Genomic DNA, 19,452 nt, shown 5'->3' on the forward strand with positions numbered 1-19,452 from the left:
CCGGCGATGACCATTCCGAACAACGGGGTTTATCTCGACAACAACGCCACCACTCGGGTCGATCCTGACGTGCTGGCGGAGATGCTGCCGCTCTTCACCGAGCATTTCGGCAACCCGTCCTCGATGCACGCCTTCGGCGCCGCGGTCGGCGGCAAGATCGAATGGGCGCGCAAGCAGGTCCAGGCCCTGCTGGGCGCGGCGCACGACAGCGAGATCATCTTCACCTCGGGCGGGACGGAAAGCGACAACACCGCCATCCTGTCGATCATCGAGGCCTATCCGAAGAAGCGCGAGATCGTCACCAGCGTGGTCGAGCACCCCGCCGTGCTGGCGCTCTGCGACTATCTGGAGAAGAAGCGCGACTACAAGATTCACCGCATCCCGGTGGACGGCAAGGGCAACCTCGACATCGACGCCTACCGGGCGGCGCTGTCGGATCAGGTTGCCATCGTGTCGATCATGTGGGCCAACAACGAGACCGGGACAATCTTCCCGATCGAGGAGCTGGCGCAAATGGCCAAGGCGGTCGGCGCCATCTTCCACACCGATGCCGTCCAGGCGGTCGGCAAGATCCCGATGAAGCTCGCCGACAGCGCCGTCGACATGCTGTCGCTGTCCGGCCACAAGCTGCACGCCCCGAAGGGCATCGGCGCGCTGTACGTCAAGCGCGGCCTGCGCTTCCGCCCGATGCTGCGCGGCGGCCACCAGGAGCGCTCGCGCCGCGCCGGCACCGAGAACGCGCCGGCCATCGTCGGCCTGGGCGCCGCCGCCCATCTCGCCCTCACCCACATGGGTGAAGAAAACACGCGGGTGAAGGCGCAGCGCGACCGGCTGGAACAGGCGATCCTGGCCGCCGTGCCGGCCTGCTTCGTCACCGGCAACCCGGACAACCGGCTGCCCAACACCTGCAACATCGCCTTCGAATACATCGAGGGCGAGGCCATCCTGCTGCTGTTGAACGAGCAGGGCATCGCCGCGTCCTCCGGATCGGCCTGCACCTCGGGATCGCTGGAGCCGAGCCATGTGATGCGTGCCATGGGGGTTCCCTACACGGCGGCGCACGGCGCCACCCGCTTCTCGCTGTCGCGCGACACCACCGACGCCGAGATCGACCACGTCATCGCCGTGGTGCCGGACATCATCGCCAAGCTGCGCAGCCTGTCGCCCTATTGGCAGCAGGACGCCGCCAAGCCGAATGAGTTCGCACCCGTTTATTCGTAACACCGGAATCGCAGGCCGGGTCGGTGGCCCGTCCCGGCACCCCGCCCGACGACACCCCGTCGGGGCGGGTCCCCGGCCCGGCCTGCGACACTTTTCAAAGGGGACAGGTGGTCCCCGCGCGCGAGGTGCCCCCATGCCCACCACCTTCGCCACCATCAACGACACCACGCTGCGCGACGGCGAGCAGACCGCCGGCGTCGCCTTCACGCTCGACGAGAAGATCGCCATCGCCAAGGCGCTCGACGCCGCCGGCGTGCCGGAGCAGGAAATCGGCATCCCCGCGATGGGCGAGGAGGAGCGCGAGGGCATCCGCGCCGTGGCGTCGCTGGGGCTGAAAGGCCGGCTGATGGTGTGGTGCCGGATGCACGACGCCGATCTGAAGGCGGCACTCTCCTGCAATGTCGGCTTCGTCAACCTGTCGATGCCGGTGTCGGACATCCACATCACCAAGAAGCTGAAGCGCAGCCGTTCCTGGGCATTGGCCGAGATAGAGCGCCGAGTCAAACAGGCGCGCGACCATGGGATGGAGGTCAGCGTCGGCGGCGAGGATTCGTCGCGCGCCGACATGGATTTCCTGATCGCCGCGGCCACGGTGGCGCAGGAGGCTGGCGCACGGCGCTTCCGCTTCGCCGACACGCTCGGCGTGCTCGATCCCTTCCAGACGCGCGCCTGCATCGAGCGGCTGCGCCGGGCCACCGACCTGGAGATCGAGATCCACGCCCATGACGATCTGGGCCTCGCCAACGCCAATTCGCTGGCCGCGGTGCTGGGCGGCGCCACCCACGTCAACACCACGGTGAATGGCCTGGGCGAGCGCGCCGGCAATGCGCCGCTGGAGGAGGTGGTGGTGTCGCTAAAGCACCTCTACCACATCGACACCGGGGTCGAGACGCGGTCGCTCGGCACCATCAGCGATCTGGTGGAGCGGGCCTCCAACCGGCCGGTCGCCGTCAATAAGTCGATCGTCGGCGCCGCCGTCTTCACCCACGAGGCCGGCATCCATGTCGACGGGCTGCTGCGCGACCGCACCACCTACCAGAATTTCGACCCGGCCGAGGTCGGGCGCGAACACCGCATCGTGCTGGGCAAGCATTCCGGCACCGCGGCGGTGAAGCTGGCCTATGAGCGGCTCGGCATCGCCTGCGACGACGCCACCGCGCAGGCGGTGCTGCCGCGCGTTCGCGCGCTGGCCACCCGCGCCAAACGCCCGCCGACGGCCGAGGAACTGCACGCCTTTCTGGAGGCGGCGACATGACGAAGGCCAAAAATCCTCCGGGCATCGCCGCCCTGCTGCGCGAGGACGTCGCCTGCGTCTTCGACCGCGATCCGGCGGCGCGAAACGTCCTCGACGTGCTGACCTGCTATCCCGGCATCCATGCGCTGGTGATCCACCGCGTCGCCAACGCGGCCTGGCGGCGGGGGCTGCGCTGGCCGGCGCGTTTCCTGTCCTATGTCGCCCGCGCGGTGACCAACATCGACATCCATCCCGGCGCCCGCATCGGCCGCCGCTTCTTCATCGACCATGGCGCCGGCGTGGTGGTCGGCGAGACGGCGGAGATCGGCGACGACGTGACGCTCTATCACGGGGTGACGCTGGGCGGCACGTCCTGGACCAAGGGCAAGCGGCATCCGACGCTGTCGGACGGCGTGCTGGTCGGTGCCGGCGCCAAGATCCTGGGGCCGATCACCGTCGGCGCCAACGCGCGGGTCGGGGCCAATTCGGTGGTGACCAAGCCGGTGCCGCCGGGCATGACCGTGGTCGGCATCCCCGGCCGGGTGGTGCGGCCGGAAGCGTATCGCAAGCTGTCCGATCCCCATCTTGCCAATCACGGCATCGATCTGGAACATCACCTGATGCCCGATCCGGTCGGCAAAGCCATCGCCTGCCTGATCGACCACATAAACCGCATCGAAGCGCGGCTCGAGGCCCACACCGCAGCGGAAACGTCACAGTTTCCTGCTAAAAGCATCCGCCTGTCGGAATTTCGCCTGAACGATATTCACGGCGATATACGTTTGGACGGTGTGGCCTGCAGCTCCTGCGGCAACATTTGCGACCAGGAGGGGTGCGCCCCCTCGCCTTCCACCCAGCAGCACGCGTGAGGAGCCTTCGACGATGAGCGATTTCACCGATGACCTGGATGATCTGGAAACCGCGGAAGACTTCCTGCGCTTCTTCCACGTCACCTACGACCAGCGTGTTGTGAACGTGAACCGCCTGCACATCCTGCAGCGTTTCCACGATTACCTGTCCGACGACATCGGCATGGAAGGTCTGGACGACGAAGGCACGACGGCGCGCTACCGTTTCCACCTGGAACGTGCGTACCAGGATTTCGTCGTCTCCAACGCCATCGCGGAGAAGACCTTCAAGGTCCACAAGGAAGAGGCGCGCAAGATGGCCGACCGCTTCGTCCCGCTGGACAGCCTACTGGGCACGCCGGTCGGCTGACGCCGGCGCTGTCTGAGCGAACGAGTGGGGGGCGCTTGGCGCGCCCCCTTTGTCGTCAGTGGATTTTGCTCTCGTTCGGGCTGCCGTCGCGCCGGTAGACATGGACGTGGTAGGCCGCCATCGGATTTTCGTCGAGATAGCGCAGCAGCTCCTGCTCCGTCCGCGGCGTGGCGCCGCGGATCAGCACCTGCCAGGCGGGCTCCATCGTCGCGCGCATGGTCTCGCTGTGCGGCAGCATGATGAAGCCGGCCCATTCCGGGTCGAAATCGGCCAGATAGCTCTTGGTGTAGTGCTTCATCATCGCCGCGTCGTTGACGTTGACACTTTCCATGTTCTCGAAACAGACACGCAGATCCATCGCCGGTCTCCTCATGCAAAAAGGCCGCAAACCCGCCGATAGTCCCCGCCCAACAGCCTGCAAGGGACGGGTGCAGGTCCGCGATGCTCGCTCGTGAAAACAGCCGTAACAGTGAGATGGTACGCCGCAGGTGTGAAAAACAAGGGTTCGCCGACAGCCCAGGCGACGCTTTTCCACCGTCACCCATGCAAGGGACGCAGGCTGCACCATTGGTCATAATCCCGCGTTTTCAGGTTCGCCGATTGCACGACTCCTGTAAAATCGCTGTGACACTCCTTGCATGATCGTGATGACCGACCCTTCGCCTGCCTCCGACACTCCCATCCGCATCCTTATCGTCGAAGACGAGAGCCTCGCCGCCATGGCTTTGGAGGAGGTTCTGGGTATGCTCGGATTCGCCGTCGTCGGGATCGAGGACAATGCGGACGATGCGGTCGCGGCGGCGGAGCGACTGCGTCCGGACATCGTGATGATGGACATCCGCCTGCTGGGGCCGCGCGACGGGATCGAGGCTGCGGTGGCAATCCGCAAGCGGACCGGCATCCGCTGTATCTTCACCTCCGCCTTCGGCGACCCCGAAACCCGCCACCGCGCCGCCGAATGCGATCCCTTCGGCTTCGTCCGCAAGCCCTATTTCCCGGCCGAACTGCAGCGGGCGCTGGGTCAGGCAACGGAGACGTTGCGGGGACGGGTTTAGAAAAGCGTCGGCGTAAGCCTTCTTCCCAAACACAAATCGGCCCCCGCGCGTCGCCGCGCGGAGGCCAACCGGTTCCGGGGAAAGACACCGAAAGACCGGATCAGCCGAACTTGTAGCTGATGCCGTAGCCGCCGCGCGGATAATCCCAGGCGATGTTTCCCTTGTCCTGGCAGACCACGCGGCAGGTGCCGCATTCCAGGCAGCCGTCGGTCACCAGCGTCACGCCGCCGGTTTCGTTCTTGCTGTAGCAGGCGGCCGGGCAGCAGAAGGTGCAAGCCTGCTTCTCGCAGGTCTGGCAGGCCTCCACGCTCTTGATCTGGATATGCGGCCTGCTCTCATCGACGATGTAGCGATTCTGATAGAGCTTCTCTTCGACCTTCACCATCATGGTCATCGCACGGCCCTCACCAGCTTGATTGCGTCACCGACCAGTCCCATCACCGAGCGGCGCTTGATGAAGGACTTCATGATCTGCTTTTCCTTCGTCTTCTTGTCGATGCTGTCCACGGTGAACCAGCTGTGGGCAGCCGCGGTGATTTCGTCGGGATAGGCGCCGAAGAACTGCTTGTTGCCATGCATGATGCCAGGCAGTTCGCGATACTTCTTCAGGTCCTTCATGATGAAGCTGTCGTCCAGCTTCTTCTTGTAGACGGCAAGGTTCGACGCGGTGAAGCCCTTGCCGGCGGCCTTCAGCTCGATCACCGTCTCCGCCGCCATGCGGCCCGACGCCATCGCGAGGTTGGAACCCTCGCGGTGGGCGGCGTTGTTGAAGTGGGCGGCGTCGCCGACCACCATCCAGCCGTCGCCATAGAGCTGCGGAACCGCCTTGTAGCCGCCCTCGGGGATCATATGGGCGGCGTATTCCTTCATCTCCGCTCCTTCGATCAGCGGCTTGATGACGGGATGCTTCTTCAGATCCTCCAGCATCCGGTAAGGCGGGCAGTCGCCGTTCTTGAAGTCGGAGATCAGGCAGCCGATGCCGATCGTCAGCGATTCCCTGTTGGTGTAGAGGAAGGCGGTGCCGACCATCCCCTTGGTCACCTTGCCCATGATCTCGATGACGACGCCTTCGTCCTCCTTGATGCCGAAGCGCTGCTGGATCAGCTCCGGATCGATGAAGAGGATTTCCTTGACCGCCAGCGCCACATTCTCCGGCGCGGCCTCGTCCTGCAACCCGGCGCGCTTGGCGAGCAGGGCGTTGACGCCATCGGCCATGATGACGACATCGGCGTAAATCTCGCCGCCCTCGCGGTCGGTGCGCACGCCGATGACCTTGCCCGACGCATCGCGGATCAGCTCGGTCACCGTCGTCTCGCAGATCTGGAGACCGCCGACCTTGCGGATCTGCTCGCCCCACCATTTGTCGATGTTGGCGCGGATGATGGTGTAGCGGTTCGGCTTGTCGTTGTTGAAGGCTTCCGAGCGGTAGTTGGTGCCGACGTAATTGTCGTCGCCCAGCAGCCAGACGCGCTGTTCGATGATGTGGCGCTCGGTCGGGCAATCGTCCCGGAAGTCCGGGATGATCTTCTCCAGCTCATGGGCGTACATGATGCCGCCCTGGACGTTCTTGGCGCCGGGATATTCGCCGCGCTCGAGCTGGAGCACCTTCAGCCCCTGCTTTGCCAGCGTGTAGGTCGCGGCGTTGCCGGACGGGCCGGCACCGATGACGATGGCGTCGAACTTTTCGACCATGTCGACAGGCTCCTTTCTCGTCCGGCGGTCAGCCGGCCATGCGGTTGACGGAGAGGCGGCGGCCAAAGGCATCGGTCAGCGCCGGCAGGATTTTCAGCGCGTCGCCGACCAGCCCGAGATGGGCGAAGTCGAAGATCGTCGCGTTCGGATCGGTGTTGATCGCCAGGATCAGGTCCGACTTCTCCATGCCGACCCGGTGCTGGATGGCGCCGGAGATGCCAGCGGCGATGTAGAGCTTCGGCCGCACCGTCTTGCCGGTCTGCCCGACCTGACGGTCGTTGGTCGCCCAACCGGCCTGGACAAGCGGGCGGGTCACCCCGACCTCGGCGCCCAGAACCTTGGCGAGGTCGAAGACCAGCTTCATGTTCTCGACCTTGCCCAGCCCCTTGCCGGCCGACACGATGATGTCGGCGAAGGCCAGCTGCGCCTCGTTCTGCTCACGGTCGGCGATGAAGTTCAGGACCTTGGTGACGATGTCCTCTTCGCGCAGGTCCGGCTGGATTTCGATGACGCGGCCGGTGCGGGCGTCGTCGTGCTCCGGCATCGCCATCACGCGCGGCCGCACCGTCGCCATCTGCGGCCGGTAGGCCAGCGTCTGGATGGTGCAGAGCAGCGTGCCGCCGAAGGTCGGCCGGGTGGCGGCCAGCGAGCGGTTGTCGGCGTAGATGTCCAGCTCGGTGCAGTCGGCGGTCAGGCCGGTCGCCAGCGTGGTGGCGATGGCGCCGGCCAGATCGCGGCCCAGCGTCGTGGCGCCCAGCAGCACGATCTCCGGCTTGTGGGTGTTCACCACGTCGGTCATGACGCGGCAGTAGGGATCGGTGCGGTAGTCGGCCAGCGCCGGGTCGGTCACCTTGTAGACGATGTCGGCGCCATAGCCGATGGCGTCGCCGCAGATGCGGTTCAGGTCGGGGCTTTCGGCACCCAGGACCACGGCACCGACCTCCACCCCCAGTTTGTCGGCCAGCTTGCGGGCTTCGCCCAGCAGCTCCAGCGACACGGAATGGACGATGCCGCGCTCCTGCTCCACGATCACCCAGACGTTCTTGTAAACCTTCAGGTGTTCGGGAAGCTGGAACTTGCGGCCCTGGGGCTTGCTCGGTTCGCTCATCGTCGGGTCTCCCGCGGATGGATCGTCAAAGCCCGGCCGCGGCGCGGGCGAGCAGGTCGCCGGCCAGCTTGGGCTGGGCGGCGAAGATGGCGTCGATGGCGGCGGCGGCCATCGCGTCGGGGGTGTCGGCGTCGGCGACGATCATCTTCGCCTTTTCCGCCCGTGGCTTCGGCACGAACACCTTCGACACCACGGTCGGCGAGCCCTTCAGGCCGACGCGGCCCTCCTCGGCGCCGGTGAAGTCGCGGCTCCAAGTCTTCAGCTCGTAGCGGGCGGCGCGGAACAAATCGTCCATCTTGCCGAAGCGGATGGTGTTGGTGCCTTCCAGCATGGTGATCATGCAGGGGAGCTTCGTCTTCAGCACCTGCACGCCGCCTTCGGAGCGGCGCTGCACCACAATCTCCTTCGAGGCGGTGTTCAGATCCTCGATCCTGGTGATGTAGGTCAGCTGTTCGAAGCCGAGCCGGGTGGCGATGCCGGGGCCGACCTGGGCGGTGTCGCCGTCCACCGTCTGCTTGCCGCAGAAGACGATGTCGACCGGATCCTCCTCCGACAGCTTCTGGATGGCGGAGGTCAGGGCGTAGGAGGTCGCCAGCGTGTCGGATCCCGCGAACTTGCGGTCGGTCAGCAGAACCGCATCGTCGGCCCCCAGCGACAGCGCCTTGCGCAGCGAGGTTTCCGCCATCGGCGGCCCCATGGTCAGCACGGTGACGCGGGCGCCCACCTTGTCCTTCAGCCGCAGCGCCTCTTCCAGCGAAAACAGGTCGAAGGGGTTGATGATGGCGGGCACGCCCTGCCGCATGATGGTGTTGGTGACGGGATGGATGCGGATCTGGGCGCTGTCGGGCACCTGTTTGATACAGACGACGATGTGCATCCCGCTCTCCTTGGCTTCCGCTCTCGCTGTGACGCGCATGTGGGTTGGGGCCGGCACCGGGCCGGGATACATCCCAGACAGCAAGCAGCGTGCCAGCCGGAGGAGACCAGCCAAGCCACGGGAAACACTGGAGATTTTAAAAAGTTGGAAAGCGCCCTCCCCATGTCGCAAAGGCGACAAGGGGACGCTGATGTCGGTTTCGCTACAGCCCCGGCGGGTGCGGGTTCAGACCGTCTCGATGTGGGCGACGACCCGGTCCAGCTCCACGCCGACGCGGGCGACCATGCCGGCGATGCCCTCCAGCCGGTGGTCGATCACCGCCAGCTCCACCGCATCGGCGGCGGCGGCAAGGTCGCGGGCACCGACGGTGCGCGAGGATCCCGCCAGCTTGTGGGCGGCCTGCCGCACCTCGTCCCAGATTTCGCCGGCCAGCGCGTCGACCAGCCAATGGTGCGAGGCGCTGTTGGAGGTCACGAACTCGCCCAGCAGATGTCGGACGAACTCGCTGTCGCCGTCGAACAGCGCGGTCAGCGCCTCGAGGTCGAGCGGCGGCAGGTCGGCGATGGCGGGAGCAGGCCGGGGCGAGGGCTGAGGTGCCGGTTGCTGCAACCCGCCGGTCACCGGCTCCATGTTCTGCAACGGATCGTCCAATTCCTCTCCCTCCCCGGTTTCGCCGTCGGCCGGCGGCAGGAAACGGTCCACCACCCGGCGCAGGTCGGCAAGGCTGACCGGTTTCGCCAGCGTGTCGTCCATGCCCGCGAGAAGGCAAAGCTGGGCCTCGTTCTCCGTCGCGTTGGCGGTGATGGCGACGATGGGCAGGCGAGCGCCGCTTTCCCCCTCTGCGGCGCGGATGCTGCGGGCCAGCTCCATGCCGTCCATCTCCGGCATCTGGCAGTCGGTCAGCAGCAATCCATGGCCGCCGGCCCGCCACAGGGCCAGCGCCTGGGCGCCGTCCTCCGCCGTCTCCATCACATGGCCGAGAAGGGTCAACTGGCGCTGGATGACCTGACGGTTGGTCGGATGGTCTTCCGCCACCAGGATCAGCCGGCCACGCGCCCGCGCCTCCTCCACCGTGGGCAGGCGGCGGCGGCCGGCGGCCGGGGCGGCGGGCTCCGGCGCGGGTTGCCGGTCGCTGCGCCCGCCCTCCCCCGCCGCCATCCGGCCGGCGGCGGCCAGGACGGCGCGGACCAGCCCGACCCGGCGCACCGGCCGGCCGAGAACCACGGTGCCGGCACCGGAGGCCCCCAGTTCCGCCGCATCGCCGGAACTCAGCGCATCGCCGCCGATCACCACGCGCCCGCGCACCCGGCCGCGCGGGTCGCGGTCCAGCGCCGCGGTGTCGCTGCCGAGCGTCGAGACCAGCACGTCGCAGGCGGCGGTCGGCAACAGGGTGCGCAAGGCGGCGGCGGCGTCGGCCGCCTCCACCACCTGGGCGCCGTCGGCATTCAGGTAGCGGGCGAGAAAGCCGCGCTCCTGCGCATCCGCCGCCAGGAGCAGGACGGTCACCCCCTGAAGCGGCGCCCGCTGCGTCACGGCCAGCTCGTCCATCGCAACCAGATCGGCGGCGAAGGTGAACCAGAAGGTGGAGCCGACATTGACCTCGCTGTTGACGCCGATGTCTCCGCCCATCAGTTCGGCCAGACGCCGGCAGATCGACAGCCCCAGCCCGGTGCCGCCGAAGCGGCGGGTGGTCGATGCCTCCGCCTGGGTGAAGGGGCGGAACAGGCGGGTCTGGTTTTCCCTGGAGATGCCGATGCCGGTGTCGGTCACCGCGACGCGGATGATGACGCGGTCGCCGTCGAAATGCGCCAGCTCCACCCGCACGGTGACCGAGCCGGACTGGGTGAACTTCACCGCATTGCCGGCGATGTTGAACAGCACCTGCCGGATGCGGACCGGATCGCCCATCACCTCCACCGGCAGGTCGGGGTCGATGTAGGTGACCAGCGACAGCCCCTTGGCCCTGGCACCCGGCGCCAGCGTGTCGGCCACCCCCTCCACCACATTGGCGAGCGCCACCGGCACCCGCTCCAGGTCGAGCCGGCCGGCCTCGATCTTGGAGAAGTCGAGGATGTCGTTGATGATGGTCAGCAGGGCGCCGGCCGATTCCCGCACCACGCTGACCAGTTCGCGCTGGTCGCCGGTCAGGCTGGTGTGCTCCAGCAGTTCCAGCATGCCCTGGATGCCGTTCATCGGCGTGCGGATCTCATGGCTCATGGTCGCCAGGAACAGCGACTTCGCCTGGTTGGCCGCCTCCGCCTCCGACCGCGCCGCCTCCGCCGCCACGCGCGCCGCCACCAGATCCTGCGTGCGCTCCGCCACCTGCCGTTCCAGGCTGCGGTTCAGCTCGGTCAGTTCCTCGTACAGGTGGACATTGTCGAAGCCGATGGCGACCTTGGCGCAGAACACCTCCAGCAGCCGCCGTTCGTCGGCCGTCAGGGCGCGGCCATGCCCGAGATAGACCACGGTGTCGTGCCGGCGGGTGGCGGAGCGAAAGACCAGAACGCTGTGCCCGCGCTCATAGCGGTTGCGGCCATCGGCCAGCGCCGCGGTCACCGCCTGGGCCGCGTCGGGCGGCAGCGCCAGGAACAGCGGGATCCCTTCCATCCCGACATGACAGCCGGCACCGCCCAGCACCAGCGGCTCCGTCGGCCGCGGCCCGTCGCACAGGCGGCTGACCAGCGCTACCCCGCCCGACGTCGGTCCATTGGCCGGCGGGCAGACGCCGACGATCTGGGCCACGGCATGGCGGACAAACTCCTCCATCGTCCGCTTGCCCAGCAGGGTGGAGGAGGAGTCCAGGATGCGCTCCAGCCCCTCCCGGTGATCTTCGATGGCGGTGATGTCCTGATAACCGCGCAGCGCGGCGACGACGGAGGTGAACAGCTTCTGCGCCGTCAGCTCCGTCTTCGATTTGTAATCGTTGATGTCGTAGCTGAGGATGACGTCGCGTTCCGGCGCCTGCCCCGGCTGGCCGGTGCGCAGGATGATGCGCACACGGCGGTTGCTCAGCTCGCTGCGGATGTAGCGGACCAGCCGCAGGCCGGCATCGTCGGATTCCATCACGACGTCCAGCAGGATCACCGCAATGGCCGGGTTGTCGCGCAGCACCCCGCGCGCCTCCGCCGCGGTGGCGGCCGACAGGAACTGCGCCGGGCGTCCTTCGAAGGTGAAGCCGCGCAGCACCATCTTGGTGGTGGCATGGATGGCCGGGTCGTCGTCGACGATCAGGATCAGCCAGGGTTCGACCGGCTCCGCAGCCTCGGCAACCGCCTCGACGGCGGGCTCCTCCTCCGCGAACAGGAATTCGTCGCTCATCACGGTCCCCCGGCGAACTTGCCGCGCTTTTTCCACCCCGACGCGCGGCCCAAAGCGCGCGCGACCTTAGCATATGTCGGGGAATGACCGCCAGTCGGCCCCCTCCGGCCGCCATCGGGTGGAAAGGGTGGATTTGCCCGGCGGCAGCCGCCATGGTGGCGCCGTTTTCCATCGCGCATGTGCCGTCATGAACCTGCTTGCCTGCATCCACGACAAGGCCCCGCTGATCGAGGCGCGGGATCCCGACCTGGGCGACCTGTTTCCGCCCGGCTTCCTCGACCTGTACGAGGTGCACAGCTACCGCAACGCCGCGCGCATCCTGGCCCATGCCTGCACGGCCGAGTTCCGCGAGATCACCGAACGGCTGATGGAGTTCCGCATCCGCACCGAGGACATTGTGGCGTCCGGCGGCAACAAATCGCAGATCGCCAAGACGATGGAGCGGATGCTGAACCCGCTGGGCTGGAACGAGACGCGCATCCGCGGCGACCTGTTCATCACCAAGATGATCGTGACGCACGAGGAGAAGCGCCGCGTCGCCGGCAAGAACCGCGGCCAGACCGTCACCGAACAGCGCCAGCGCGAGGAGCTGTACAAGGTCAACGGCTTCATCGACGGGCACAAGATCGACTTCGTGAAGGGGCGGGTGTCCTTCGACCTGGAATGGAACAGCAAGGACCAGACCTTCGACCGCGACCTCTACGCCGCCCGCACCTTCTACGAATGCGGCATCATCAATGCCGGCGTCCTGCTGACCCGCAGCGCCGAACTGATCCCGCTGTTCACCGAGGTGGCGCGGCGGGTCGAGATGAAGAACTTCCAGAACAAGTACGGCGCCAGCACCACCTGGATGAAGAAGCTGCTCTACCGCCTGGATGCCGGCCGCGGCGGCGGCTGTCCGGTGCTGGCGCTCGGCATCCGCCCGGCGCTGGTGTCGGATTTCGACGAATGGAAGGACAGCCACCCGGTGGTGCGGCAGGCGGTGACCTTCGACGTCGACACCGGGGCGGAGGACGAGGACGATCTGTGGTGAGGGCGCAAGGGCGCCCTCACTGGTCTTCTCACGCGAACTTGCGGTCGGTCAGCAGCAGCCGCACCGCGAACCCCAGGAACAGCACGCCGGCGATGCCGTCCAGCACCGTGCGGACCCGCGGGCTGGACAGGACGCGCCGTGCGGCGCCGGCGCTGAGCGCGGCGATGCCGACCAGATAGACACCGCCCAGCACCGAGATGATGTTGCCGAGGATGAAGGTCTGCAACGCCACATGGCCCAGGTCGGGGGCGATGAACTGGGGCACGAAGGCGAGCTGGAACAGGATGATCTTCGGGTTCAGCAGGTTGGTCAGCAGCGCCTGGACGAAGACGCGGCCCGTGCCCGCCGGGGCCGGGGCCTCGATGGACGGGGCGGGCTCGGCACCGCGGCTGGTCCAGACGCTCCACAGCGACCGCAGGCCGATCCAGGCGAGATAGGCGCCGCCGGCATAGCGCAGCAGGTCGAACAGCGACGCCGACGCCGCGATCAGGGCGGAGATGCCGGCGGCGGCCAGCAGCGAATGGACGGTGTTGCCGACGCAGATCCCGATGGTGGCCACCACGCCCGCCTGCCGGCCATCGGCGATGCTGCGGGTCAGCACCAGAAGCGAATCCGGTCCCGGTGCCAGGACCAGCACACAGACGGCGACCATATAGAGTTGCAGCAGATGGAGGTCGAGCGGCAGGGTCATCGCGGGACGGGCCTTCGGCAAGGGGCTTAGGGCGAGGGGTTCGGGCGCTCAGTCGGGCCAGCGGCGGTGGATCCACAGCCATTGCGCCGGCTTGTCGCGGATCCAATCCTCCAACAGGCGGTTCAGCCTTTCCATAAGAATTCGCGCATCCGCATTGCGGTCGCCGCTGGTCGGGTATTCCTCCGGCGGCAGGACGGTGAGGCGGAAATTGGCACCCTCCAGCCGCTCGGTCCGTGTGGGGCAAAGCGGCAGGTTTAGCTTGATGCCGAGAATGGCCGCCGCCGGAGCGGTCATCGCGTCGCGGCCGAAGAAGGGCACCGGGATGCCGTCGTTCATCTTCTGGTCGATCAGCATGCCGACATGGCCGCCCCTGGTCAGATGGCGCAGCAGCATGCGCGCGCCGTCCGGCCCCTTGGGGATCTGGGGTCCCGATGCCACTCCGCGCAGCTTCAACAGCAGCTCGGCGACGATCGGGTTGTTTGGGGCGCGGTAGACCGCACCGACCTCCAGCCCATGCAGGCGGGCGGCGACCGGCTGCACCTCCCAGTTCGCCAGATGGCCAGTAACGATGATGCCGGCCTTGCCGTCCTCGCGCAGCCTGTCGACGTGTTCCGCGCCGACCACCTCGACCCGCTCACGGCCGATCTGCTCCAGATGCGGGTATTCGGCGATGGTGCGGCCGAGATTGTCCCACATCCCGCGAACGATCGCCTCGATCTCCGCCCTGCCCTTCTCCGGAAAGGCGCGGGTCAGGTTGCGCCGGGCACGGGCGCTGTTGGGCAGCCACGGCCCTACCGTCCGTCCGATCCAGCCGCCGAGCGCAGACGCGCGGTCGAGCGGCAGCGCCCGGAACAGCCGGCAGATGCCGTGGACCAGCATTCCCTCCACCGGGTAGCCGATGCGGCGCGTCAGCCATTTCTGCAACGGGCTACGCGGCTTGGCCATCGGGGCTTCCTTTCAGCAAAGCATGTGTCAGCAACGCGGCGAGCGCGCCTTCATCCGCCCAGCGCACCGACACCGGCAGGACGGCAACCTTCGCCCGCCATTCCGGCGACAGGCGGACGGCGTCCTTGGCGGTGGTGACGGGCACGGCACCCAGCGCCGCGGCGCGGTCGATCAGCGCCGCCACCTCGGCAGGGCGGTAGGGATGGTGGTCGGCGAAGGGCACGCGCTCCGCAATGCGGGCACCGAGCGCCTCCAGCGTCGCGAAGAACTTCTCCGGCCGGCCGATGCCGGCGAAGGCCAGCACGTCGCGGCCAACCAGACGCGCGGCGGCCTCCGGATCGGGCTCCAGCCGGGCCGCCAGCAGCGGGCGTCCGCCGGCCAGCGCCGCCAGACCGTGGCGGTCCTCGCCCAGGACCACCAGCGCATCGGCGCGGGCGAGGCCGTCGGCCACCCGTTCCCGCAGCGGCCCCGCCGGCACCAGCCGGCCGTTGCCGAAGCCGACCGCGCCGTCGGCAACGATCAGCGACAGATCCTTGTGCAGGGCCGGGTTCTGGAAGCCGTCATCCATGACGATGGCCCCGGCCCCGGCGGCAACCGCGCGCTCCGCCCCAGCCAGCCGGTCGCGCGCCACCCAGCAGGGCGCCGCCCCGGCCAGCAGCAGCGCCTCGTCACCGACATCGGCGGCGGCGTGGCGGCCGGGATCGACCGCCAGCGGACCGGCCTCCCGCCCGCCATGGCCGCGGGTCAGCGCATGGACGGCAACGCCGCGGGCCTGCAAGGCCGCGATCAGGGCCAGCCCGACCGGCGTCTTGCCGGCACCGCCCGCCACCAGATTGCCGACGCAGACCACCGGAACGCCGACCTCGCGCGGAACGGTCCCGGCGATGCGCCGCCGCCCGGCCAGGCCATAGAGCGCCCCCAGCGGCGCCAGCAGGGTGGAGGCGAAACCGGGCGGCCGGTACCAGAAGGCGGGGGTCTTCACGGCGGCGCGTCCCCTCAGGCAGCCGTCCGGATGCCGGCGGCGCCCAGCACCGGCGCCAGCGCCGCCAGCGCCCGGTCGATGATCCGCCGGTTGTCCGCGGTCACCCGCGCCGCACCCGCGACGATGCGTTCGCGCGCCCGGTCATCGGTCAGCAGCCGGCGCGCCTCGCGGGTCAGCGCCTCGCCGTCCGCCACCGGCAGGGCGCCGCCGGCAGCCTCCAGCATGTGGGTGATCTCGCCGAAATTGAACATGTGCGGGCCATAGAGCACAGCACAGCCGAGCTGCGCCGGCTCCACCGGGTTCTGTCCGCCGTGGGGGATGAAGGATCCGCCCATGCACACCACCGGCGCCGCACGGTAGAACAGCCCAAGCTCCCCCATGGTGTCGGCGACATAGACGGCATGCTCCGGCCCCGGCAGGCGATGTTCGGCGGTCCGTTGGAGAACCGGCAGCCCGCGCGCCCGCATCAGCTCCGCAATGGCGTCGCCGCGATGGGCATGGCGCGGGGCAACGACCGTCAGCAGGCCGGGCAGCACCGGAGCCAGCGCAGTGTGGACCGCCGCAGCGATCTCGTCCTCTCCCGGATGGGAACTGGCGAGCAGCCAGACCGGCCGGCCGGCCAGGGATGCCCGCAGCGGCTCCATCGCATCGGCAACGGCGGGGGGAGGCTCGGCGGAGAATTTCAGGTTGCCGACGCTGGCGACGCCGGAGGCACCGAGCCGGCGCAGCCGTTCCGCATCGCCTTCGGTCTGGGCCAGCGTGATCTGGAAGGTGGACAGCAGGCCGCCGATCAGCCCCGGCGCATTGCGCCAGCGCGAGAAGCTGCGTTCGGACATGCGGGCATTGACCAGCGCAGCGGGGATGGAGCGGGCACGGATGCCGGCCAGCAGGTTCGGCCAGATCTCCGATTCCGTCCACAGCACCGCGTCGGGCCGCCAATGGTCGAGGAAACGGTCGACCGCTCCCGGCAGATCGACCGGCACATATTGGTGGATCGCACGCTGCGGCAGCCGCCGGCCCATCAGCTCGGCCGAGGTGACGGTGCCGGTGGTCATCAGCACGGTCAGGTCGGGCGCACCGTCCAGCAGCCGGCCGACCAGCACGAGGACCGAGTTCGCCTCCCCCACGCTGGCCGCGTGGATCCAGACCAGCGGACCGGCCGGCCGGGCTTGCGATGCCACGCCAAACCGCTCCGCCTGGCGCACGGAGTCTTCCTTGCCGGCGGCACGGCGCCGGTCGAGATAAAGGCGCACCGCCGGCCCGGCAACGGTCGTCAGGCCACGGTAAAGGGAATGCAGCATCAAGGTCCGGAACAGGAGACTTACGACAACGGGCGCGTTGCCGGTACCCCTGATACGGACCACCGGCGACGCGCCCGGCGGCACCTTAGCACGCGGCAGCGGTTCCGTAACAGGGGCCGGTGCGACGCAGGCCCCTCACCGTTCCGCCAGCGCCAGCTTGGCGCCGAGTGCGGCGAAGGCGGCGGCGAAGCTGCGGCGCATCCAGGCCATCACCCGCGGGCGGGAGACCACCTGGTCGCGCACCGCAGCGGCAAACAGGCCACAGGCGACGAAGACCGCGAAGGTCAGCGCCATGAACACGCCGCTCAGTTCCAGCATGCGCGCCAGCGGTCGGGGATCGGCATCGCTGACGAATTGCGGCAGGAAAGCCAGGAAGAAGATCGACAGCTTCGGATTCAGCACATTGACCAGCACCGCCCGCAGGATCGTCCGTCCAGCCGTGCGCTGCGTCCGGTCCGCTTCGACGCTCAGCGCACCCTGCTCCTTCAGCGTCGCCCAGGCCATGTAGAGCAGATAGAGCACGCCGAGGACCTTGAGCCCCTGGAATGCCACCGCGCTGGTGTGCAGCAGGGCGGCCAGCCCCAGCACCGCCGCCGCCATGTGCGGCACGATGCCAAGCGTGCATCCGAACGCCGTCACCGCGCTGGCCCGCGCCCCCCGCGACAGCCCTGCCGCCAGCGTCAGCAGTACCCCGGTGCCGGGCGATGCGACGACGATCAGGGAGGTGATGAGGAATTCGGGGGTCATGGCCGGGGACCTCGCGCGGGAGTGGTGGCTCCAGCGAAGGGAACCATGAACCGCCACACCCGCCAAGCCCGATGGGCGAGGAACCTCTCCCGTTTACGCAAACGGCCGCAGATTCGACAGGAACTGTTCGGCCGACCGCCGCCAGGAATAGCCCAGCGCATAGTCCCGGCAGGCCTGCGCCGGGATCGCCAGCGCCCCTTCGACCGCACGCTTCAGATCCTCGTCCAGGCAGCCGGCACCGGAGCCGTCCACCACGTCCAGCGGTCCCGGCACCGGATAGGCGGCCACCGGCACGCCGGATGCCAGCGCCTCCAGCAGCACCAGCCCGAAGGTGTCGGTGCGCGACGGGAAGACGAAGACGTCGGCGGCGGCATAATGCCTCGCCAGATCCTCGCCATGCTTGGCGCCGACCCAATGGACGCCCGGATATTTGCGCTGCAATTCCTCCCGTGCCGGGCCGTCACCGACCACCACCTTGGTGCCGGGCAGGTCGAGGCGCAGGAAATCCTCCAGGTTCTTTTCCACCGCCACGCGCCCGACATACATCGACACCGGGCGCGGCAGATCGAGGAAGTCCTTGTCGCGGGGCCGGAACAGCTCGGTGTCGACGCCGCGGGTCCAGCGGCGGATGTTGGCGAAGCCGCGGGTCGTCAGCGCGTCCTCGATGGTCTGGGTCGCCACCATCACCGCCGAGGACGGCTTGTGGAAGCGGCGCACCACCGCATAGGACAGCGCCAGCGGGATCGGCGCGCGGTCGCGCACATATTCGGGAAAACGCGTGTGGTACGCGGTGGTGAAGGGCTTGCCATGCTTCAGGCAATAGGACCGGGCGGCAAAGCCGAGCGGCCCTTCGGTGGCGATGTGGATGCAGTCGGGGCGCAGGCCGTCGATCATCGCCCACAAGCGCCGCTTCGCCCCCAGCGCCAGCCGGATTTCCGGATATGTCGGCATCGGCAGGGTACGGAAGCGGTCGGGGCCGATCACCTCGACGCTGTGGCCCATCGCCTCCAACTCCCCGCGCACGGTGCCGATGGTGCGCACGACGCCGTTCACCTGCGGGTGCCAGGCATCGCTGACGATCAGGATGTTCACGCCGCTTCCCGTTCCTTCGACGTGAGTTCCTTCGCCGTGATCTTGCCGCCGGTGGGGCTGCTGCTGGGACCGGTGGTGGCAAGCCGCTGCGCCATGACCTCCGTCCAGTGGATGATTTCCAGCGCGCCACTGTCGTGCTCGACCAAGGCTGTGCAGGACTCGACCCAATCGCCGTCGTTGCAATAGAGGATTCCTTCGATGTCGCGCATCTCGGCGGTGTGGATGTGGCCGCAGACGACACCGTCGACCTTGCGGCGGCGGGCTTCCTCACCCAGGGCTTCTTCGTATTTGCCGATGAATTCGACCGCGGTCTTCGCCTTGTGCTTCAGGTAGGCCGACAGCGACCAGTAATTGAAGCCGAGCTTGCGGCGCACCCAGTTGAACAGGGTGTTGACGTGCAGCAGCGTGACGTAGGCGTGGTCGCCGAGCAAAGCCAGCCACTTGGCGTAGCGCACCACCGCGTCGAACTTGTCGCCGTGGGTGATCAGCAGGCGGCGGCCATCGGCGGTGGTGTGGACCCATTCGTCCACCACATGCACGCCGCCGAATTGCAGCCCGACATAATCGCGCGCCGCCTCGTCATGGTTGCCGGGGATGTAATAGACCTCCACCCCCTTGCGGGCGCGGCGCATAATCTTCTGCACCACGTCATTGTGGGCCTGCGGCCAGTACCAGCTTTTCTTCAGCCGCCAGCCGTCGACGATGTCGCCGACTAGGAACAGGTGATCCGATTCGGTGTGCTTCAGGAAATCGAGAAGCAGTTCCGCCTGACAGCCGCGCGTTCCAAGATGAACGTCGGATATCCAAATGCTGCGGTAACGCTTGACCGCTGGGACGGCGTCCATCTTCCGCTCCGTCGTCGCCATGGCCGATGGCCATCAAGACAACTGCCGTATAAAGGAAAGAGGCATGCCTTGACAACGATTTGAAACAGCCGC

19 protein-coding genes are annotated in these 19,452 nt (G+C 67.9%); 6 read left to right on the plus strand and 13 right to left on the minus strand.

The features are described from left to right. Positions 1-6: 6 nt before the first annotated feature. From nifS to nifW, 4 genes are all read left to right on the plus strand, one after another. Positions 7-1,221: a cysteine desulfurase NifS gene (gene nifS, locus ABNQ38_RS20215; protein ID WP_377809923.1), complete on the plus strand. Its 1,215-nt coding sequence runs from the start codon at positions 7-9 to the stop codon at positions 1,219-1,221. A 133-nt stretch (positions 1,222-1,354) separates the two neighbouring features. Continuing rightward, positions 1,355-2,476 (plus strand): homocitrate synthase, encoded by a 1,122-nt coding sequence (nifV, locus tag ABNQ38_RS20220; RefSeq protein WP_377809924.1) that lies wholly within the window; start codon positions 1,355-1,357, stop codon positions 2,474-2,476. Beyond that, complete coding sequence (cysE, locus tag ABNQ38_RS20225; RefSeq protein WP_377809925.1) at positions 2,473-3,324, plus strand: serine O-acetyltransferase; 852 nt, start codon at positions 2,473-2,475, stop codon at positions 3,322-3,324. The genes nifV and cysE overlap by 4 nt, the downstream gene beginning before the upstream one ends. A gap of 13 nt (positions 3,325-3,337) precedes the next feature. Next, complete coding sequence (gene nifW / locus ABNQ38_RS20230; RefSeq protein WP_109051292.1) at positions 3,338-3,673, plus strand: nitrogenase-stabilizing/protective protein NifW; 336 nt, start codon at positions 3,338-3,340, stop codon at positions 3,671-3,673. 55 nt (positions 3,674-3,728) lie between these two features. Here the strand turns inward: nifW and ABNQ38_RS20235 are convergent, their stop codons facing one another. Beyond that, the gene (locus ABNQ38_RS20235; RefSeq protein WP_109051293.1) at positions 3,729-4,031 is read right to left on the minus strand and encodes a hypothetical protein; all 303 of its coding nucleotides are present in this window, start codon (positions 4,029-4,031) and stop codon (positions 3,729-3,731) included. 280 nt (positions 4,032-4,311) lie between these two features. Here ABNQ38_RS20235 and ABNQ38_RS20240 point away from each other — a divergent pair, with 280 nt between their 5' ends. After that, positions 4,312-4,728: a response regulator gene (locus ABNQ38_RS20240; RefSeq protein WP_377809926.1), complete on the plus strand. Its 417-nt coding sequence runs from the start codon at positions 4,312-4,314 to the stop codon at positions 4,726-4,728. 100 nt (positions 4,729-4,828) lie between these two features. Here the strand turns inward: ABNQ38_RS20240 and ABNQ38_RS20245 are convergent, their stop codons facing one another. The 5 genes from ABNQ38_RS20245 to ABNQ38_RS20265 all read right to left on the minus strand — a co-directional run bounded on the left by ABNQ38_RS20245 (position 4,829) and on the right by ABNQ38_RS20265 (position 11,723). Then, positions 4,829-5,122: a ferredoxin family protein gene (locus tag ABNQ38_RS20245; RefSeq protein WP_109452087.1), complete on the minus strand. Its 294-nt coding sequence runs from the start codon at positions 5,120-5,122 to the stop codon at positions 4,829-4,831. Next, positions 5,119-6,420, minus strand: a complete 1,302-nt coding sequence (locus ABNQ38_RS20250; RefSeq protein WP_377809927.1) for an FAD-dependent monooxygenase — start codon at positions 6,418-6,420, stop codon at positions 5,119-5,121. The genes ABNQ38_RS20245 and ABNQ38_RS20250 overlap by 4 nt, the downstream gene beginning before the upstream one ends. A 28-nt stretch (positions 6,421-6,448) precedes the next feature. Continuing rightward, on the minus strand, positions 6,449-7,528 hold the full coding sequence (locus ABNQ38_RS20255; RefSeq protein WP_377809928.1) for an electron transfer flavoprotein subunit alpha/FixB family protein: 1,080 nt from the start codon (positions 7,526-7,528) through the stop codon (positions 6,449-6,451). Between the two features lie 25 nt (positions 7,529-7,553). Continuing rightward, positions 7,554-8,405: an electron transfer flavoprotein subunit beta/FixA family protein gene (locus tag ABNQ38_RS20260; protein ID WP_109452091.1), complete on the minus strand. Its 852-nt coding sequence runs from the start codon at positions 8,403-8,405 to the stop codon at positions 7,554-7,556. A gap of 225 nt (positions 8,406-8,630) precedes the next feature. Continuing rightward, on the minus strand, positions 8,631-11,723 hold the full coding sequence (locus ABNQ38_RS20265; protein WP_377809929.1) for a response regulator: 3,093 nt from the start codon (positions 11,721-11,723) through the stop codon (positions 8,631-8,633). Positions 11,724-11,910: 187 nt separating this feature from the next. On the opposite strand from ABNQ38_RS20265, the gene ABNQ38_RS20270 reads away from it, so the two are divergent. Further along, the gene (locus tag ABNQ38_RS20270) at positions 11,911-12,756 is read left to right on the plus strand and encodes a BglII/BstYI family type II restriction endonuclease (protein WP_377809930.1); all 846 of its coding nucleotides are present in this window, start codon (positions 11,911-11,913) and stop codon (positions 12,754-12,756) included. Positions 12,757-12,784: 28 nt separating this feature from the next. Here ABNQ38_RS20270 and ABNQ38_RS20275 read toward each other — a convergent pair whose 3' ends face one another. The 7 genes from ABNQ38_RS20275 to ABNQ38_RS20305 form a co-directional block, all read right to left on the minus strand. Further along, complete coding sequence (locus ABNQ38_RS20275) at positions 12,785-13,447, minus strand: LysE family translocator (RefSeq protein ID WP_377809931.1); 663 nt, start codon at positions 13,445-13,447, stop codon at positions 12,785-12,787. Between the two features lie 48 nt (positions 13,448-13,495). Continuing rightward, a complete protein-coding gene (locus tag ABNQ38_RS20280) occupies positions 13,496-14,392 on the minus strand; it encodes a lauroyl acyltransferase (RefSeq protein WP_377809932.1) in 897 nt (298 codons plus the stop codon). Further along, a complete protein-coding gene (gene lpxK / locus ABNQ38_RS20285; RefSeq protein ID WP_377809933.1) occupies positions 14,376-15,374 on the minus strand; it encodes a tetraacyldisaccharide 4'-kinase in 999 nt (332 codons plus the stop codon). Before lpxK ends, ABNQ38_RS20280 begins: the two co-directional genes overlap by 17 nt. A 14-nt stretch (positions 15,375-15,388) precedes the next feature. Then, on the minus strand, positions 15,389-16,675 hold the full coding sequence (locus tag ABNQ38_RS20290; protein ID WP_377809934.1) for a 3-deoxy-D-manno-octulosonic acid transferase: 1,287 nt from the start codon (positions 16,673-16,675) through the stop codon (positions 15,389-15,391). Positions 16,676-16,810: 135 nt separating this feature from the next. Then, entirely contained in the window at positions 16,811-17,422 is a 612-nt protein-coding gene (locus ABNQ38_RS20295) for a LysE family translocator (RefSeq protein WP_377809935.1), read from the minus strand. Between the two features lie 93 nt (positions 17,423-17,515). Continuing rightward, complete coding sequence (locus ABNQ38_RS20300) at positions 17,516-18,514, minus strand: glycosyltransferase family 4 protein (protein WP_377809936.1); 999 nt, start codon at positions 18,512-18,514, stop codon at positions 17,516-17,518. Then, positions 18,511-19,359: a UDP-2,3-diacylglucosamine diphosphatase gene (locus ABNQ38_RS20305; protein ID WP_377809937.1), complete on the minus strand. Its 849-nt coding sequence runs from the start codon at positions 19,357-19,359 to the stop codon at positions 18,511-18,513. The genes ABNQ38_RS20300 and ABNQ38_RS20305 overlap by 4 nt, the downstream gene beginning before the upstream one ends. Positions 19,360-19,452 lie beyond the last annotated feature (93 nt).

The sequence above is a fragment of the Azospirillum sp. A29 genome, assembly GCF_042604625.1.
Lineage (GTDB): Bacteria > Pseudomonadota > Alphaproteobacteria > Azospirillales > Azospirillaceae > Azospirillum > Azospirillum palustre.

Bases quoted from the DNA above. Each gene is read 5' to 3' on its own strand.
- nifS (WP_377809923.1), top strand. From the start codon at position 7: ATGACCATTCCGAACAACGGGGTTTATCTCGACAACAACGCCACCACT.
- nifV (WP_377809924.1), top strand. From the start codon at position 1,355: ATGCCCACCACCTTCGCCACCATCAACGACACCACGCTGCGCGACGGC.
- cysE (WP_377809925.1), top strand. From the start codon at position 2,473: ATGACGAAGGCCAAAAATCCTCCGGGCATCGCCGCCCTGCTGCGCGAG.
- nifW (WP_109051292.1), top strand. From the start codon at position 3,338: ATGAGCGATTTCACCGATGACCTGGATGATCTGGAAACCGCGGAAGAC.
- ABNQ38_RS20235 (WP_109051293.1), bottom strand. From the start codon at position 4,031: ATGGATCTGCGTGTCTGTTTCGAGAACATGGAAAGTGTCAACGTCAAC.
- ABNQ38_RS20240 (WP_377809926.1), top strand. From the start codon at position 4,312: ATGATCGTGATGACCGACCCTTCGCCTGCCTCCGACACTCCCATCCGC.
- ABNQ38_RS20245 (WP_109452087.1), bottom strand. From the start codon at position 5,122: ATGACCATGATGGTGAAGGTCGAAGAGAAGCTCTATCAGAATCGCTAC.
- ABNQ38_RS20250 (WP_377809927.1), bottom strand. From the start codon at position 6,420: ATGGTCGAAAAGTTCGACGCCATCGTCATCGGTGCCGGCCCGTCCGGC.
- ABNQ38_RS20255 (WP_377809928.1), bottom strand. From the start codon at position 7,528: ATGAGCGAACCGAGCAAGCCCCAGGGCCGCAAGTTCCAGCTTCCCGAA.
- ABNQ38_RS20260 (WP_109452091.1), bottom strand. From the start codon at position 8,405: ATGCACATCGTCGTCTGTATCAAACAGGTGCCCGACAGCGCCCAGATC.
- ABNQ38_RS20265 (WP_377809929.1), bottom strand. From the start codon at position 11,723: ATGAGCGACGAATTCCTGTTCGCGGAGGAGGAGCCCGCCGTCGAGGCG.
- ABNQ38_RS20270 (WP_377809930.1), top strand. From the start codon at position 11,911: ATGAACCTGCTTGCCTGCATCCACGACAAGGCCCCGCTGATCGAGGCG.
- ABNQ38_RS20275 (WP_377809931.1), bottom strand. From the start codon at position 13,447: ATGACCCTGCCGCTCGACCTCCATCTGCTGCAACTCTATATGGTCGCC.
- ABNQ38_RS20280 (WP_377809932.1), bottom strand. From the start codon at position 14,392: ATGGCCAAGCCGCGTAGCCCGTTGCAGAAATGGCTGACGCGCCGCATC.
- ABNQ38_RS20290 (WP_377809934.1), bottom strand. From the start codon at position 16,675: ATGCTGCATTCCCTTTACCGTGGCCTGACGACCGTTGCCGGGCCGGCG.
- ABNQ38_RS20295 (WP_377809935.1), bottom strand. From the start codon at position 17,422: ATGACCCCCGAATTCCTCATCACCTCCCTGATCGTCGTCGCATCGCCC.
- ABNQ38_RS20305 (WP_377809937.1), bottom strand. From the start codon at position 19,359: ATGGACGCCGTCCCAGCGGTCAAGCGTTACCGCAGCATTTGGATATCC.